The organism is Pantoea sp. B623, from assembly GCF_024814475.1.
Classification (GTDB): Bacteria; Pseudomonadota; Gammaproteobacteria; order Enterobacterales; family Enterobacteriaceae; genus Pantoea; species Pantoea ananatis.
Genome location: NZ_JANUXM010000004.1, coordinates 2,994,414 through 3,011,377 on the forward strand (window position 1 = coordinate 2,994,414; position 16,964 = coordinate 3,011,377).

Here is a 16,964-nt window from a genome sequence, read left to right on the forward strand (position 1 = left end):
GGCGACGTAAAGGAATGACATCATGCACAGGTATACGCAACGACGAACGCCCCGGCTAACACTGTATCAGAGCACTGTTCGCCCCCTATTAACGAATCGCTTTAACCCCGTCTCTTCTGCAAGAATACGTTTTATCCCTTCCGTCAGTAATACAGTTTCTTCCACACAATACGCTGTTTTATCGCCATCCTTTTCCTATCCTCTCGCTGCCCGTTTCTTTTTAAATCAACTGCGTAAGCTCATGCTGTTACAGCATGCTGCGAAGCGAAAACGGTAAGTTTATTACTTTTTTTCAGCTTTTATACGATCGCATTTCTCTTCGGGGAATTTTGCTGAATAAACCCTGCCTGGAAAAGGAGTCGATATGAATATCCATAAAAATCTTCCCGTTAGCCTTGATGAAATTTATGCTGCCAGAGAGAGACTAACAGGGAAAGTTTATAAAACCGGCATGCCACGTTCAAACTATCTCAGCGAGCGCTGCGACGGAGAAATATTCCTTAAATTTGAAAATATGCAGCGAACGGGTTCTTTTAAGATTCGTGGTGCATTCAATAAAATGAGCTCACTGACGGAGAAAGAAAAACGTCAGGGCGTTGTCGCCTGCTCAGCGGGTAACCATGCGCAGGGCGTTTCACTGTCGTGCGCCATGCTGCATATTGACGGCAAAGTGGTCATGCCTGCGGGTGCGCCAAAATCCAAAGAAGCGGCGACGCGCGATTACTCCGCGGAGGTGGTCATTTATGGTGAAAACTTTAATGACACGCTAACCAAAGTGGAAGACATTGTGGCCAGCGAAGGCCGCATATTTATCCCGCCTTATGATGATGTGAAAATCATTGCCGGACAGGGCACCATCGGTCTGGAAATTCTTGAGGATCTCTTTGATGTCGATAACGTCATCGTTCCCGTAGGCGGCGGCGGGCTCATTGCCGGGATTGCCACGGCGATCAAGTCCATTAATCCCACGATTACCGTCATCGGCGTGCAGTCTGAAAACGTTCACGGTATGGCAGCCTCCTTTTTTGCTGATACCATTACGCGCCATCGTCTTACCGGCACCCTTGCGGACGGCTGCGATGTCGCCCGTCCGGGCGATCTCACCTTCGCGATTGTGAGAGAATTGGTCGATGAGATGGTGTTAGTGAGTGAAGACGACATTCGTAAAAGTATGATTGCATTGATTCAGCGAAACAAAGTGGTCACAGAAGGTGCCGGCGCGCTGGCATGCGCCGCGTTACTGAGCGGCAAAGTCGACCACTACATTCAGGGGCGGAAAACGGTGTGCATTATCTCAGGCGGCAATATTGATTTGTCCCGGGTTTCCCAGATTACGGGTTTTGCTGACGCATAAAGGATAAGTTATGAGTAATTCTGAAAATATTCTCGACCAGGAAAAAACCTCAACCTGGCGTAAGTCCGATACAACATGGACACTCGGACTGTTTGGCACGGCCATTGGCGCCGGCGTGCTTTTCTTTCCCATTCGGGCCGGTTACGGTGGGCTGATCCCTATCTTGATCATGCTGGTGCTGGCCTGGCCCATCGCGTTTTACTGCCATCGGGCACTGGCTCGCCTTTGCCTGTCCGGCAGTGACGTATCGGGCAATATTACCGAAACGGTAGAAGAGCATTTCGGAAAAACGGGCGGGGTGGTCATTACTTTTCTCTACTTTTTCGCGATTTGCCCGCTGCTCTGGATTTATGGCGTCACCATCACCAATACCTTCATGGCGTTCTGGCAATATCAGCTACTGCTGCCGGCCCTCAATCGCGGTGTGGTGGCGCTGTTGCTGCTGCTGTTGATGGCTTTTGTGATCTGGTTTGGTAAAGACCTGATGGTAAAGGTGATGAGCTGGCTGGTGTTTCCGTTTATCGCCAGCCTGGTGCTGATTTCACTGTCGTTAATCCCCTACTGGAATTCCGCTGTAATCGACCAGGTCAACCTGAGCGACATCGCCCTGACCGGGCACGATGGCATTCTGGTTACCGTGTGGTTAGGCATTTCTATTATGGTGTTCTCATTCAATTTTTCGCCGATTGTTTCTTCTTTTGTGGTGTCAAAGCGGGAAGAATACGAGCCGGAAATGGGCCGGACCTATACCGAAAACAAGTGCAGCCAGATCATCTCCCGCGCCAGCATACTGATGGTGGCGGTAGTGATGTTCTTTGCCTTTAGCTGTCTGTTTACCTTATCACCGCAGGATATGGCGGACGCGAAGGCTCAAAATATCCCTGTGCTCTCCTACCTGGCGAATCACTTTTCCGCCCTGTCGGGTGAGAAGTCCACCTTCTCTACGGTACTGGAATACAGCGCCTCGGTGATTGCTCTGGTCGCTATCTTCAAATCCTTCTTTGGGCACTATCTGGGCACGCTGGAAGGGTTAAACGGATTGATTATCAAATTTCGCTATAAGGGCGATAAAGACGCTGTGTCCAGCCGTAAGCTGAATACGCTGAGCATGGTCTTTATTATGGGCTCGACCTGGCTGGTAGCTTACCTTAACCCCAATATTCTCGACCTGATTGAGGCGATGGGCGCGCCGATTATCGCCTCGCTGCTCTGCCTGTTACCCATGTATGCCATCAGCAAAGTCCCTGCACTGGCAAAATACAAAGGCCGGGCTGACAACGTTTTTGTCAGCGCGATTGGCTTACTCACCATTTTAAATATCGCTTATAAGTTTTTCTGACCGTCATTCAGCCCTGTTTGACCTGACGTATGCTGTTAGCCAGCGCACGTCAGGTCTTTTCACATCCAATTCAACGCGGTGTTCTATTGTTAACCGCGACCGTGCGGCGCATCCCAGTCAAAGGCCGGTCCGACAGAGATCACCCCGTGCGGGTTGATGGTTTTATGACTGCAGTAGTAGTGGTGACGAATGTGAGGCAGGTTTACTGTGTCGGCGATACCCGGCATCTGGTAAATGTCGCGCAGGAAACCGCTCAGGTTCAGATAGTCGCTGATACGGTGGCGATCGCATTTAAAATGGGTGACGTAAACCGGATCAAAGCGCACCAGCGTGGTCCATAAGCGTAAATCGGCCTCGGTTAACCTGTCGCCAGCCAGATAGCGATGCTGACCCAAGATCTGCTCTACCCGCGACAGTGAGTGGAACAGGGCGGTTACGGCTTCATCGTAAGCGGACTGAGAGGTGGCAAAACCGGCTTTGTACACGCCGTTGTTAATGGTGTCGTAAATCCAGCCATTGAGCGCATCAATCTTCTCTCGCAGGTCAGCCGGATAGTAATCCCCCGCCCGCGCCCCGACTGCATCGAACGCGCTGTTAAACATGCGAATAATATCGGCAGACTCATTGCTAACAATGGTGTTCTGCTGTTTGTCCCATAACACGGGCACGGTGACACGCCCGCTGTAGTCGGCATCTGCATGGAGATAGAGCTGATAAAGAAATTCATTTTGGTGCAGTTTATCGCCAGTTGCATCCGGAAAACTGTCATCAAACGTCCAGCCGTTTTCCAGCATCAGCGGATGCACCACCGAGACATCAATCATGCTGTCCAGACCTTTAAGCTGACGCATCAGCAGGGTGCGGTGCGCCCACGGGCAGGCAAGCGACACGTAGAGGTGATAGCGATCGCGTTCTGCCGTAAATCCGGCTTTGCCGCTCAGTCCTGCGCTACCGTCGGGCGTAACCCAGTTACGCCATGCGGATTCCGAGCGCTTAAAGCGCCCACCGGTTGATTTCGTGTCATACCAGGTGTCATGCCAGACACCATCAATTAGCTGACCCATCTTGTCTCCCGTACAAACGATAAAAAGAATATTTCCGACTTTAACCATAGGCGGTTATGGATAACTTCGACAGCGCACCACGTGCGTTGCCAAACATTTTGCCCACCCGCATAAATGCGCGCTATACGGCGAACGGGCCAGAGGCGTAATCGGGCTAAGAATGCCTTATCATGGGGCTGTCTACGGCCTGTAACGGACAAGCCGTCCATCACGCCCGTCCCGCAGGATCAGGCGAAAAAAAGATGAAGGAAAGCGGAATGAAAGCGGTACTCTTTGGTTATCACGAAATGGCCTGTACCGGCCTGAAGGCGTTAATGGATGCCGGATTCACGGTTAGTGCCCTGTTTACCCATGCAGATCCCGCGTCCGGCGCGCAGTTTTACGGCTCCGTCGCCCGCCTGGCTGAGCGCCACAACATCCCGGTTTTTATCACCGAGGATGTCAATACCGCCGAATGGCAAGCCCGCATAGCCAGCCTTGAGGCAGATTATCTGTTCTGCTTCTCTTACCGTCAGGTTCTCAGCGAAGCCATCCTCTCCTCTGTTAAAAAAGGGGCCTATAACGTGCATGCCGCCTTGCTGCCGGCTTATCGGGGCCGTGCCCATCTCAATTGGGTAATTATTAAAGGCGAGACGCAAACCGGTGTGACCCTGCACCGCATGATTAAACGTCCTGATGCCGGCCCGATTCTGGCGCAGAAGGCCGTTGAAATTCATCCACAGGACAATGCCCTGGCACTGCATACCCGACTGGTTGCGACCACGGCGCAAATGCTACCGACCTGGCTTGATGCGCTGGTGGCGGGCGAGCTTACCGAAACCCCTCAGGACGAGCGTGCAGCAAGCTGTTTTGGCAGCCGTAAGCCGGAAGATGGCCAAATTCACTGGCAGGCGCCCGCCCGCGATATCCATAACCTTGTCCGGGCGCTGGCGTTTCCCTGGCCCGGCGCTTTTACATTGGCAGACTCACAGCGATTTACCGTCTGGCAAACCCGCGTTATTGATGCGCGTAAAGCCAGCCAGCCGGGTGAAGTTGTTTCAGTTACACCGCTGGTTATTGGCTGTGGGCAGGGACAACTTGAAATTCTGCAGGGGCAGTCTGCGGGCGGCGAATCTGTCACGGGCACGACGCTGGCAGGCCAGCTCGGGCTGATTGTCGGGCAGCATCTGGCGCGCTGAGGGCGGCAGATGCATCCTTACCCAGTAAGCGCGTCAGCCAAGCGCCATACCTGAAAGATAGCCGACTGATGCAGACAGCGTCATCGCCAGCAGGCTCCAGAAGCAAATGCGCGTGACGCTTTTCCTGACCGGCGCATCACCGGCTTTGGCCGCCGTCGCGCCCAGAAGCGTCAATGCCAGGAGCGCCGAGACCGCAATGGCGGGCAAGGCGAAGGGGCCGGTGATCAGCATGGCAACGGCGAAGGGTAAAATACTGCCTGAGGCAAAGCTGACCGCAGAAAACAGAGCGGCCTGAAGGGGTTTGGCACTGCTGAAATCGGTGATGCCCAGCTCATCTCTGGCATGAGCGGCTAAGGCATCATGGGCCATCAACTGTTCTGCGACCTGACGAGCCAGCTCGGGCGACAGGCCACGCGCCCTGTATATGGCTGACAGCTCCACCGTTTCAGCCGCAAAATCGGCCTCGAGTTCAGCTTTCTCCTGCCGCAGAGAAGCTTTTTCAGTATCTGACTGCGAGGACACCGAGACGTATTCTCCCGTCGCCATCGACATTGCGCCTCCAACAATACCTGCCAGCCCGGCGAGCAAAACATTGTGATGACTGCTGCTGGCAGAAACGACGCCGGCCAGCAGGCTGGCGGTCGAAACGATGCCATCATTCGCGCCCAATACGGCAGCCCGTAGCCATCCGGCGTGTTCAATTTTATGCGATTCACTATGTAGCATCGGGTCTTCCAGTGATAAGCGATTCGTTTAATCAGGAGGGCGACAGCCTGCATGCGTGCCCTTTGCTATTTTTCATAGCGGGATAGCAGGATATGAAGCACGCCCATCGCGCCATGGCTGTAAAAATAAATCTCTACAAAGGTGGTCAGGAATTTATGCCAGTGCAATACCCTACGCGTCAAATCAGGCGTGGCGAGCGACGTACTGTTAAATAAAAACCATAGCCCACCAGAACAAGCGACGGCGATCAACGCGATAACCCCCAGGCCCTGCACCGTCGCGGCTATGCCACCGCCATGTGCCTGTGGGAGTTTCAGGCCGGTCAGCTGTACGATATCGTTTCGAATACCCCGAAAATCCAGCGTGAACCAGGCGAAGTACCAGCGAAAACCTCGCTGAACCAGCATCCAGATGAGCATGATAACGCCTGCAGCGATCAGCAACAGTCCTGAGAGTATATGTAGCCAGGTTATCAGCGTCTCCAGGCTGTGCTCACCGAGCGCTTCACGTGCGGTGAAATTGGAATTGATGATCTGCGAAAGGATCAGCACGGCGACCAAAAGATGAAGCCGTCGAAAAAAGGATGCATCGTGATGGGGAAGCCACTGACCATAAGATACTTTCATAGCGTTGCCAAAAAGAAGAGGGACGGAACGCTATATTTCCATGACTAGATTAGGCTTACCTTAAGCACCGGGTGGGCCTGGGGCTCTACGGGATGGTAGGACATGATCGCTTCAAACCGCCCGGCAAAGGATTTTGCTCATAAAAGCAAAACGCACCGGCAGAAAGCAACCGGTGCGTCAGAAAAGCGGTGTAGTCAGGCGTCAGTTAGCGCGCCAGAGCACCCTGAGGTTTTTTGCTGATCAGGCGATCGATACTGTACGCACCCGGACCTACCAGACCTAACACCAGGAAACCACCAGCGATAGACAGGTTCTTCATGAACATCAGCTGGTTCACGCCCTCGGCGAAGTTACTGTGAAACAGAAACGCGGTCAGAATCGTAAAGCCAGCGGTAAACAGCGCGGTAAAACGGGTCAGGAAGCCAAACATGATGGCCAGGCCGCCGCCAAACTCCAGCAGAATAACCAGCGGCAGCATGAAGCCGGGCACGCCCATGGCTTCCATATAGTGCTGAGTGCCAGCGTAACCGGTGATTTTGCCCCAGCCTGCAGTAATAAACAGGATAGTCATCAGGATACGGGCGGCTAACAAACCACTGTCTTCGAATTTTTTCATCATCTACTCCAACGCTAAAAGTTTGCAAGGCAGCGATGCCCGCGGTGAATATTCCCGTTAACTGCATGGTTGCAATTGGCCGGGCTGATAGCTGGAGATGATAGTCGCGAGAAGTGACAGTTGTAAGCGATATAAACTGTCGATGTTATTCAGTAAAACTGAAAAAAGAAAAAGCCAGTCGCACTGGACTGGCTTTGGGGATTCAACGCGGGGGAAGGGCTGATTTAACCATGCGCCAGGTACTCCAAAGGCCAAAGCCCCGTTTCGCCCAGCGTAGCAGGCGATTAGGACTGCGAATGGAATAGATAGCTAATGCACTACTGCCAATGGCCAGATAGCGTTTCAGACTCAAAAACGTAAACCAGCCACGATCGTAGGGCGCGGTGATCTCCAGCCAGCTACGCCGCGCGGCACTCAGGTCCAGACGCTGCTGCTGAACCTGTTTTAGCAGTTCATCGATACGCGCTTCACGCTCGCGGCGGCTCATTACCGGTTATCCTCAAGCAGATCACGATCGTTCGCCAGTTCCTTGCGCGTGTGGCGCAGCAGGGTTGACTGACGTGATTTACGCAATGTCCATAGCCCAAAGATCAACGCCAGCAAGAACAGCACGCCAGTGGTGATGGCAATAGCCATTAAACGGTACTGCGCATCAACTGCCCAGATAATCAGCACCATCAGGCTCATCAGGCCAAAAGCCGTGAAGAGCATGGTCAGGCCAAGCATCAACAGCATCTGGATGATATTGGCCTTCTCTTCTTCCAGCTCTACCACTGCAAGACGAACGCGTGTTTCGACCATACCAACCAGCGTGGTGACGATACGCTGACCAATATTGATGACCCCTTTGGCCGGTCCGTGGTTCTGCTGTGAATCCGTCATGATTAACGACGCGAGATCAGCATACCGATGGCAACGCCGATGGCGGCACCGATACCCACGCCATGCCATGGATTATCACGCACATAACCATCTGCTTTCTGCGCCGCTTCGCGCGTAGTCGCCGCCAGGCGCTCACCCGATTCACCTAAACGCTCACGAGAGCTGTCCAGCGCAACGCGCGCTTTGTGACGGAGCTTATCCAGTTCACCTTTGGACTTTTCAGTCCCGCTGCTCAGGACTTCTTCCAGCGTATCCGCCAGGTTTTTCAATTCAGCACGCAAATATTCCGATGATGTGTCTTTAGACATAAAATACTCCTTTAACATCAGTAGATTGAATCCGATTAATAGGGCTCCGCCTGTAACTTCTTAAGCTCCTGGCGTGCTTCTTCCAGCTTGCGTTCGCGTTTTGCAATCTTGTCCTTGTCATGACCTTCGTCGCGCTCTTCCTTGAGTTCGCGCTCACGCTCAGCCACTTTCTCTTTCTGAGCGTTGATTTTTTCCAGATGCGAGGCTTTAAGCTTTTTATCAGTACATCCCGCGCGCACCTCGGTAAGAGCGCGCTCCAGACCGTTCACACGGCGCTGATTGTTGTGCTTCTGAGCCATCTCGATTTCACGCTGAATGTCCTGCTCTTTTTGCTGACACAGCGACTGTGCCGCCATCAGGGAGCCTGAAAGAGAAAACAGCGTGATTCCCAGTAGTAACGTATGTTTCATTCGGCTTTGTACCTTCCATTGTTGCCTGACTTAATTCAGCGCACTGCAAGAACCCTCCGCAGTGCGCTGATAACGCGCCTTAGTTTAAGCATAGACATCAGGTGGAAAAAGTCCAAAGATCACCGATATACAGAGAAACGCTTAGCACAGCCTGAAAGTGCGCTAAGCGTTTAAGAAGGGCGACGAATTAAGCAAGTGAAAGGTGAGCCGCCTGGTCGTGTTGCGCGACGATAAACCCGTCCGGCAGCAATCGACGCAGAACTTTCTGCGCGGCGAGGCTTTGCTCTTCGTTGTCAAAATGAATAATCAACGCATCCCCTGAGGGCGTGATGCTTTTGATTCGAATACCCTGGGCGCTCAGCTGCTGATAGAGATAGAAGCCATCGGGCATCGGCGCACCCGCGTGCGAAACGCGAATCTGCACCACGTTTTCATGGCGCATCAGGCTGGGCATCATGCTGACCGCTACCAGCGCAAATGCCCCGCCAATTAACCAGGGAAGCCAGCGTTTAGGAAAAGCGTGTAAAGGTTTCATGAGCCCTCACCACGCTGGTTCGCGCGGCGTTTACGCCACAGCACAATCAGCGAGCCCACCAGCCCAATCACCAGCAACACCAGCGGCAGCATCATCAGGAAAAACATCAGTTCATCTTCGTAGCGGCGGAAGATCGGCGTTTTGCCTAAGGCAAAGCCCAGAACCGTGAGGATGACGACCCACAGAAAGCCACTCATCCAGTTAAAAAACTGGAAACGAGCGTTGCTTAAACCGGAAAGGCCCGCAATTGTAGGCAGCAGCGTACGCACGAAAGCAATGAAACGGCCAATGAGCAGTGCCGATAAGCCGTGACGGTGAAACAGATTATGTGCACGCTGATGATAGCGGGCAGGAAGGTGTGATAGCCAGTTTTGCACCGTCGGCGTGTTCCCCAGCCAGCGGCCCTGAATATAGCTCACCCAGCAACCCAGGCTGGCGCCGGTGGTGAGGACCAGAATGGTCAGCGGAAAACTCATGGTTCCTTTGGCAATCAGCACGCCCACCAGAATCAGCAGGCTGTCACCCGGCAGGAAAGCGGCAGGCAATAAGCCGTTTTCCAGAAAAAGGATCATGAATAAGACGCCGTAAATTGCCCACACCAGTGTTGGATCGGAAAGCGTTTCATAATCCTGTTGCCACAAGGCATGCAGCAGCGCTTGCAAAATTTCCATCAATCATTCCCGAACATCATCGTTGAACATGTCCCACAGGGACCTCAGCGCAGACTGACATTTTTTATCGATTCTGAGAGCGTAGTCTGAGCAAGCGTTTCTGGATCCTTCCAGAACTGATTGTTAAATCAGCGATTTGATAAGCCCTTATCGCAAAAGGTAAGAAAAGGATGATAACTGTAACAAAAATCAAGCTTCGGAGACAGAACTACTCCTAAACGAACAGGAGTTTTACCCTCTGTATCTCGATGTAAAAAGGAGTTTTACATGTCCTGACACTATTGCAGATTAACTGACTGTTTTTCGGTCAAATTAACGCTGAATCGTATCTGCATCCGGAAGGACAACTGGATTTTCACTGAACATGTAGCGGTCAACATTGAACTCAAAATCGTCGGCGGTGGCGTTAAATAACATCTGCTTAGTATTTTCGAGATGTTGCCACATTGCCAGCTTACTGGCGGCGGGATCTTTGCGGATTAATGCTTTAAGAATCTGATCGTGATCGTCGCACCAGCTTACGATACTGCGCTGATCGATATGCTCATGCAGCTTAAGCCAGTAAGGGTTGTGTAAACGGTGCAGCCACATCTTCTCGACAATCGCGGCCAGGGCGCTGTTTTGCGTCGACTGAGCAATACGAACGTGAAACCTCATATCCCATTCAGAGTCCCTGAAATGGTCCTCCTGTCGCGCTTTCTCCTGAATCGCCATTAAATCGACAATATCCTGGCGTGTCACCTGGGTTGCCGCGAACTCGGCAACGTTACTTTCAATAAGCTGGCGCGCCTGCAACAGTTCAAACGGGCCAAAGGCGGCAAACTCTAGCTGGCTGCTGCTTTCGGTGACCCGGTTTTGCTGCTGGCTGGAAATCACGTGAATGCCCGAGCCTTTACGCACCTCAACGTAGCCTTCAACCTCCAGCATGATGATGGCTTCGCGCACCACCGTGCGGCTGACTTCCATTTCTTCAGCGATCAGGCGCTCTGCGGGCAGTTTCTCTCCCACCTGGTAAACCCCGTTTTCAATGCGGCGTTTTAACTCGCTGGCCAGCTGTTGATAAAGTCGACGAGATTCAGTGAGGTCCATGAGGCAATCCAAAGTAACGAGCAGATAAGTTGTTATACCACTTTGCGGCAAGAGAAGAAAAGGGCTGGCACGGGCCAGCCCTCAGGATTAGCTACGTATCGGCGCAGCCTGAGAAGGGGAAGGGGCGGTCTGCAGTTCAGAAATGGGTTTATTTTTTAACACTGTCCAGATCACCACGGCACCGAGCAAGTCGAACACGGCCAGGGCGGCAAACAGTGGGCTAAAGCCTAATGTATCGGCCAGCGCACCGACGACCAGCGCAAACAGGGTGCTGGCTGTCCAGGCCGCCATCCCGGTCAGGCCGTTCGCCGTGGCAACTTCGTTACGGCCAAACACATCGGAAGACAGGGTAATCAACGCACCAGACAGCGCCTGGTGGGCAAAGCCGCCTACGCACAGCAGCGCAATAGCAATATAAGGGCTGGTAAATAAACCAATGGTGCCCGGGCCGATCATTAAGATCGCGCCCATGGTGACCACCATCTTACGTGACACAATCAGGTTGACCCCAAACCAGCGCTGAAACAGCGGGGGCAAGTAACCGCCCAGGATACAACCGAAGTCGGCAAACAGCATGGGCATCCAGGCGAACAGCGCGATCTCTTTCAGGTTAAAGCCGTAAACTTTAAACATAAACAGCGGAATCCAGGCGTTGAACGTTCCCCATGCCGGTTCAGCCAGAAAGCGTGGCAGGGCGATGCCCCAGAACTGGCGATTGCGCAGGATCTGCAGGGCCGACATTTTGGTGGTGTTGCCGGTTTGATGCTGCAGCTCCTGACCCGAAATAATGTAGTGGCGCTCTTCGTCACTCAGCTTTTTCTGCTGCTTGGGATGCTTATAAAACACCAGCCAGCATAGCGCCCAAATCATGCTCAGTACGCCCGCGATAATAAAGGCCATCTGCCAGCTGTGCGCAACAATCGCCCAGACCACCAGGGGAGGTGCCAGCATCGCGCCGATTGAGGAGCCGACGTTGAAATAGCCCACCGCTACCGAGCGTTCTTTCGCCGGAAACCATTCGCTACTGGCTTTTAGCCCGGCAGGGATCATCGCTGCTTCTGCGGCACCCACTGCGCCGCGCGCCAGGGCCAGACCGCCCCAGCTTCCCGCCAGCGCCGTCGCGGCGCAAAAGATCGCCCACAGCACAGCAAACACCGCGTAGCCCACTTTGGTGCCCAGTAAGTCAAGAACGTAACCTGCGACAGGCTGCATGACGGTGTAGCAGGCAGAGTATGCCGCCACAATATAGGAGTACTGCTGGGTGGTGATATGCAGTTCGGTTTGTAGCGTCGGGGCTGCCACGGCAATCGTGTTACGCGTCAGATAGCCGAGTACCGTACCCAGGGTAACCAGGCCAATCATATACCAGCGTAATCCTTTGATCTTACGCATTCTGTACCTCTTCCAGTTGTTTGCGCGGTCTTACCGCTGTTGTTATCTGGAGCGGGACATCTCGTGATACAGCTCTGCTCACGCCCGCCGGCCCTGCACCAGCGACCGTTATCTGCCTTGCCTTGTGTAAGAAAGTTGTTACCTTGCGGTAAAGCGAGAGCCTAACTTGTTATACAACTTTAAAAGTTGAAAGCCATCACAAAAACCCGCAATAGCTTGTGGGATACTGCAAACAGACGAGAACACAGCCAGTTAGCGCGCTGCGGGCGACAATAAGGTCCATATGGGATCTGATCATCTTGCTTAAATGTGACCTGAGTCGTAAAAAAACCTGCAGTCAGCCAAAATTGGTATGATAACTTTGAGCCATTCAGGGGTCATCCCATAAGGAAGCTTTTTATGTCGCGTTTCATGACCGAGGATTTTTTGCTGGACACTGAGTTCGCCCGTCGTCTCTATCACGACTACGCCAAAGACCAGCCTGTCTACGATTATCACTGCCATTTACCGCCGCAGCAGATTGCTGAAAACTATCGTTTTGCCAACCTTTACGATATCTGGCTGAAAGGCGATCACTATAAGTGGCGGGCGATGCGGGCTAACGGTGTGGCAGAGGCGCTGTGCACCGGCGACGCCAGCGATCGGGATAAATTCAATGCCTGGGCGCGCACCGTGCCGCAAACCATTGGCAATCCGCTTTACCACTGGACGCATCTGGAGCTGCGCCGTCCCTTCGGCATTACCGGCGTGCTGCTGTCCGAAAAAACGGCTGATGAGATCTGGCAGCGTTGCAATGATTTACTGGCGCAGGACGATTTCACCGCGCGCGGCATCATGCAGCAGATGAACGTTAAGATGGTCGGGACCACCGACGATCCGCTGGACGATCTGACGCATCACCGCGTACTGGCTGAAGACAACAGCTTCAAGGTGAAGGTGTTGCCAAGCTGGCGTCCGGATAAAGCCTTTAATATCGAAGCCGACACCTTCCTGCCGTGGATTGAAAAACTGGAAAGCCTGACCGATATCAGCGTGCAGCGCTTTGATGATTTACGTCAGGCGCTGAGCAAACGTCTGGATCACTTTGCGGCACACGGCTGCAAGATTTCCGACCATGCGCTGGACGTCGTATGTTATGCCGATGCCGATGAAACCACGCTGGACAGCATTCTGGCGCATCGTCGCGGAGGCGCAAAGCCGGATGCCCAGGCTATCGCCCAGTTTAAAACCGCAGTGCTGGTATGGCTCGGGGGGGAATATGCTCGTCGCGGATGGGTGCAGCAGTACCATATCGGCGCGCTGCGCAATACTAACCAACGCCAGTTCCAACTTCTGGGCGCAGATGTAGGCTTTGACTCCATCAACGATCAGCCCGTCGCCGAGCCGCTGGCCCGCTTACTCGGTGCGCAAAACCTCAATAACGCCTTGCCTAAAACCGTCCTCTATTGTCTGAATCCGCGGGATAATGAAGTGCTGGCGACCATGGCCGGAAATTTCCAGGGCGAAGGCCAGGCCGGGAAAATGCAGTTTGGTTCCGCCTGGTGGTTTAACGATCAGCTGGACGGCATGCAGCGCCAGATGACGCAGCTGGCGCAAATTGGCCTGCTGAGCCGCTTCGTCGGGATGTTAACCGACAGCCGCAGCTTCCTTTCTTATACCCGTCATGAATATTTCCGTCGGCTGCTGTGCCAGATGATTGGCCGCTGGGTCGAACAGGGCGAAGCACCCGCAGACGAAGCGCTGTTGGGCCAGATGGTACAAAACATTTGCTTCAACAATGCCCGTGACTATTTTGGCATTGAGCTGGGAGCCTGACCATGAAGCGGCTAAACCGCCACGACTTTCCCGGCGCGGTCTACCACGATCGCGTGATTCAGTTCGGTGAAGGTAACTTTCTGCGTGCCTTTATCGACTGGCAGCTTGACTGGCTCAATGAAGATCAGGGCACAGACGCCGGTGTGGTGGTGGTCAGGCCGCGTAATCGCGACGTCAGCGACAATCTGAATCAGCAGGACGGTCTGTATACCACGCTGATCCGCGGGCTGAACGCGCAAGGCGAACAGGTGAGCGAAAGCCGCCTGATCCGCAGCCTTAACCGTGAGATTCAGCCTTACCAGCAGTTTGACGATTTTATGGCGCTGGCACGTCAGCCTGCTATGCGGTTCGTTTTCTCCAATACCACCGAAGCCGGCATCGCGTTTACCGAAACGGATCGCTTGGACGATCGGCCTGCATCCAGCTTTCCGGGCAAGCTGACGCAACTGCTGTGGGCGCGTTACCAGCATTTCGACGGTGATAAAGAGAAAGGCTGGCTCATCGTGCCCTGTGAGCTGGTCGATCACAATGGCGATATGCTGCGTGAACATGTGCTGCGCTATGCCGATCTCTGGCAACTGCCCAGGGAATTTCAACGCTGGGTTGATACGCGCTGCGCATTCTATAACACGCTGGTGGATCGCATTGTAACCGGCTTCCCGTCCGAGAGCGCCACGCTTGAAACCCAACTGGGCTATCAGGACCGTTTTCTGGTGGCCGGTGAAGTTTATTATCAATTTGTTCTTCAGGGGCCAGCTGCGCTGTTTGACGAACTGAAGCTTGCCGCACTGGCGCCGCATGTCCGTCACGTTGACGATATCGCCCCGTACAAAGCGCAAAAAGTCGCGATTCTGAACGGCGCTCACACGGCCATGGTGCCGGTTGCGTATCTGGCGGGGCTGGAGAGCGTAGGAGAGGCGATGGACGATGAGCAAATCTCGGCGTACGTGGATGCGCTGCTGCGCAAAGAGATTATTCCCACGCTGGATTTGCCCGCTGATGAGCTTAATGCTTTTGCCGATGCGGTACTGCGTCGCTTCCGCAATCCGTTTATTCGCCATGCACTGCTTTCCATCGCCCTGAACGGCATGACCAAGTTCCGTACGCGCTTGCTACAACCTTTGCTGATGTCGCATGCGAAAACAGGGCAGTGGCCACAGCACCTGACGTTTGCGCTGGCAGCCCTGATTGCGTTTTATCGCGGAGAATCGGCGGATAAAAGCTGGCCTCTGCAGGATGAGCCGCACTGGCTGGAACGCTACTCAGAGGGCTGGGCCGCCGTGGCAGCAGAGCAGATCTCTCCTTTAGCGTTGGTCAGTCGCGTATTAAGTGATGCCGAGCACTGGGGACAAGATTTAACACAGCAACCCGGCCTGGCCGAAACGGTCAGCCAGCACCTGCAACGCATCCTCGCGCACGGTATGCGTGACGCGCTGAGCCAACGGAGATAACCATGCAAGACGCCATAAAAATTCATCCGCAGGACAATGTTGCCGTGGCGTTGCATGATATGGAAGCCAACACCACGATTGAACTCGCCGCCCAGCCCGTCACGCTGATTCAGGACGTGGGACGGGGGCACAAGTTTGCCTTGCGCGCCATCGGCAAGGACGAGTTGATCATAAAATATGGGTTGCCGATTGCGCATGCGACTCAGGTCGTTGGCGCAGGAGAGCTGATTCATTCCCACAATGCCCGCACCAATCTTAGCGACCTGGATCACTATGAATATCAGCCCGACCAGATTGCGTCAGCCACCCAGCCGGGCGACCGTGAGGTACAACTTTACCGTCGTGCCAATGGTGAGGTCGGCATTCGCAACGAGCTGTGGATCTTACCCACCGTCGGCTGCGTGAATGGCATTGCGCGACAGATTTTACAGCGCTTTCTGAAGGAGACGCAGGATGCCGCCGGTACAGACGGCGCTTTTCTGTTTAGTCACACCTTTGGCTGTTCACAGCTAGGCCAGGATCATGACAACACCCGCACCATGCTACAAAACATGGTGCGCCATCCCAATGCCGGCGCGGTATTAGTGATAGGCCTGGGCTGTGAGAACAACCAGGTGGATGTGTTTCGTGAAACTCTGGGCGCGTTTGAAAGCGATCGCGTTGAGTTTATGGTGTGCCAGCAGCACGACGATGAAGTGGAAGCCGGACTGGAACGGCTGCACGCACTCTATGAAAAAATGCGTCACGATCGCCGCTCGCCCGGCAAACTCAGCGAGCTCAAGTTCGGCCTGGAATGTGGCGGGTCCGATGGCTTCTCGGGCATTACGGCGAATCCGCTGCTGGGGCGCTTCTCCGATCAGATGATCGCCAACGGCGGTACCACGGTACTGACGGAAGTGCCGGAGATGTTTGGGGCCGAACGGATTCTGATGGGCCGTTGCCGGGATCGGGCTACCTTCGACAAAACCGTGTCGATGATTAACGACTTCAAACAGTACTTTATCGATCATCATCAGCCCATCTATGAAAACCCGTCACCGGGTAATAAAGCAGGCGGTATTACCACGCTGGAAGAGAAGTCACTCGGCTGCACACAAAAGGCGGGGCAAAGTCAGGTGGTGGACGTGCTCAAGTATGGTGAACGTCTGACAACGCCGGGCCTTAACTTGCTCAGTGCGCCGGGGAACGATGCGGTGGCGACCAGTGCGCTGGCCGGTGCGGGCTGCCATATGGTGCTGTTCAGCACCGGGCGCGGCACGCCGTACGGCGGATTTGTCCCTACGGTCAAGCTGGCCACCAACACGCCGCTGGCCGAAAAGAAACCGCACTGGATTGATTTCAACGCCGGAAGGCTGGTCGAAGGCATGAGCATGGACGCGCTGTTAGCCGACTTTGTTGACACCATCGTGGCGATTGCCAACGGGCAATTAACCAACAATGAAAAGAATGATTTCCGTGAGCTGGCTATTTTTAAAAGCGGCGTGACGCTGTAAACGCAAGGGCGGCAT

The 16,964-nt window shown here is 53.9% G+C and carries 18 protein-coding genes; 6 read left to right on the forward strand and 12 right to left on the reverse strand.

From position 1 onward, the window contains the following. Window positions 1-364: 364 nt before the first annotated feature. Together tdcB and tdcC are read left to right on the forward strand one after the other, a co-directional pair. Window positions 365-1,354, forward strand: coding sequence for a bifunctional threonine ammonia-lyase/L-serine ammonia-lyase TdcB (tdcB, locus tag NXS97_RS15760; RefSeq protein WP_112900632.1), 990 nt, complete (start codon window positions 365-367; stop codon window positions 1,352-1,354). 10 nt (window positions 1,355-1,364) lie between these two features. After that, window positions 1,365-2,693 (forward strand): threonine/serine transporter TdcC, encoded by a 1,329-nt coding sequence (tdcC, locus tag NXS97_RS15765; protein ID WP_024471124.1) that lies wholly within the window; start codon window positions 1,365-1,367, stop codon window positions 2,691-2,693. Between the two features lie 89 nt (window positions 2,694-2,782). On the opposite strand, the gene NXS97_RS15770 is transcribed toward tdcC, so the two are convergent. Beyond that, window positions 2,783-3,757, reverse strand: coding sequence for a glutathione S-transferase family protein (locus tag NXS97_RS15770; protein ID WP_014604930.1), 975 nt, complete (start codon window positions 3,755-3,757; stop codon window positions 2,783-2,785). Between the two features lie 257 nt (window positions 3,758-4,014). Between NXS97_RS15770 and NXS97_RS15775 the strand changes: the two genes are divergently transcribed. Next, entirely contained in the window at window positions 4,015-4,935 is a 921-nt protein-coding gene (locus NXS97_RS15775) for a formyltransferase family protein (protein WP_015699449.1), read from the forward strand. 33 nt (window positions 4,936-4,968) lie between these two features. Here NXS97_RS15775 and NXS97_RS15780 read toward each other — a convergent pair whose 3' ends face one another. The 11 genes from NXS97_RS15780 to NXS97_RS15830 form a co-directional block, all read right to left on the reverse strand. Beyond that, on the reverse strand, window positions 4,969-5,661 hold the full coding sequence (locus NXS97_RS15780) for a VIT family protein (RefSeq protein WP_013027336.1): 693 nt from the start codon (window positions 5,659-5,661) through the stop codon (window positions 4,969-4,971). Window positions 5,662-5,726: 65 nt separating this feature from the next. Further along, the gene (locus NXS97_RS15785; RefSeq protein ID WP_072137233.1) at window positions 5,727-6,287 is read right to left on the reverse strand and encodes a cytochrome b/b6 domain-containing protein; all 561 of its coding nucleotides are present in this window, start codon (window positions 6,285-6,287) and stop codon (window positions 5,727-5,729) included. Window positions 6,288-6,492: 205 nt separating this feature from the next. Beyond that, a complete protein-coding gene (locus NXS97_RS15790; RefSeq protein ID WP_024471122.1) occupies window positions 6,493-6,903 on the reverse strand; it encodes a DoxX family protein in 411 nt (136 codons plus the stop codon). 202 nt (window positions 6,904-7,105) lie between these two features. Beyond that, entirely contained in the window at window positions 7,106-7,390 is a 285-nt protein-coding gene (locus NXS97_RS15795) for a YqjK-like family protein (protein WP_013027333.1), read from the reverse strand. Further along, on the reverse strand, window positions 7,390-7,785 hold the full coding sequence (locus NXS97_RS15800; RefSeq protein ID WP_013027332.1) for a phage holin family protein: 396 nt from the start codon (window positions 7,783-7,785) through the stop codon (window positions 7,390-7,392). The genes NXS97_RS15795 and NXS97_RS15800 overlap by 1 nt, the downstream gene beginning before the upstream one ends. Before the next feature lie 2 nt (window positions 7,786-7,787). After that, window positions 7,788-8,093: a YqjD family protein gene (locus NXS97_RS15805; RefSeq protein WP_014604934.1), complete on the reverse strand. Its 306-nt coding sequence runs from the start codon at window positions 8,091-8,093 to the stop codon at window positions 7,788-7,790. 35 nt (window positions 8,094-8,128) lie between these two features. Continuing rightward, window positions 8,129-8,503, reverse strand: coding sequence for a DUF1090 domain-containing protein (locus tag NXS97_RS15810; protein ID WP_013027330.1), 375 nt, complete (start codon window positions 8,501-8,503; stop codon window positions 8,129-8,131). 187 nt (window positions 8,504-8,690) lie between these two features. After that, window positions 8,691-9,038 (reverse strand): EnvZ/OmpR regulon moderator MzrA, encoded by a 348-nt coding sequence (mzrA, locus tag NXS97_RS15815; protein ID WP_013027329.1) that lies wholly within the window; start codon window positions 9,036-9,038, stop codon window positions 8,691-8,693. After that, entirely contained in the window at window positions 9,035-9,709 is a 675-nt protein-coding gene (locus NXS97_RS15820) for a DedA family protein (protein ID WP_014594688.1), read from the reverse strand. The genes mzrA and NXS97_RS15820 overlap by 4 nt, the downstream gene beginning before the upstream one ends. A 312-nt stretch (window positions 9,710-10,021) precedes the next feature. Further along, a complete protein-coding gene (gene exuR, locus NXS97_RS15825; RefSeq protein ID WP_014594687.1) occupies window positions 10,022-10,798 on the reverse strand; it encodes a transcriptional regulator ExuR in 777 nt (258 codons plus the stop codon). Window positions 10,799-10,885: 87 nt separating this feature from the next. After that, window positions 10,886-12,190: an MFS transporter gene (locus NXS97_RS15830; protein ID WP_013027326.1), complete on the reverse strand. Its 1,305-nt coding sequence runs from the start codon at window positions 12,188-12,190 to the stop codon at window positions 10,886-10,888. A 399-nt stretch (window positions 12,191-12,589) separates the two neighbouring features. Here NXS97_RS15830 and uxaC point away from each other — a divergent pair, with 399 nt between their 5' ends. From uxaC to NXS97_RS15845, 3 genes are read left to right on the forward strand one after another with little or no spacing between them, the layout of a single operon-like run. Further along, window positions 12,590-14,005 (forward strand): glucuronate isomerase, encoded by a 1,416-nt coding sequence (gene uxaC / locus NXS97_RS15835; protein ID WP_022622429.1) that lies wholly within the window; start codon window positions 12,590-12,592, stop codon window positions 14,003-14,005. A 2-nt stretch (window positions 14,006-14,007) separates the two neighbouring features. Further along, complete coding sequence (locus NXS97_RS15840) at window positions 14,008-15,456, forward strand: tagaturonate reductase (RefSeq protein ID WP_116220075.1); 1,449 nt, start codon at window positions 14,008-14,010, stop codon at window positions 15,454-15,456. Between the two features lie 2 nt (window positions 15,457-15,458). Further along, entirely contained in the window at window positions 15,459-16,949 is a 1,491-nt protein-coding gene (locus NXS97_RS15845) for a UxaA family hydrolase (protein WP_116220074.1), read from the forward strand. The last annotated feature ends 15 nt before the right edge of the window (window positions 16,950-16,964 follow it).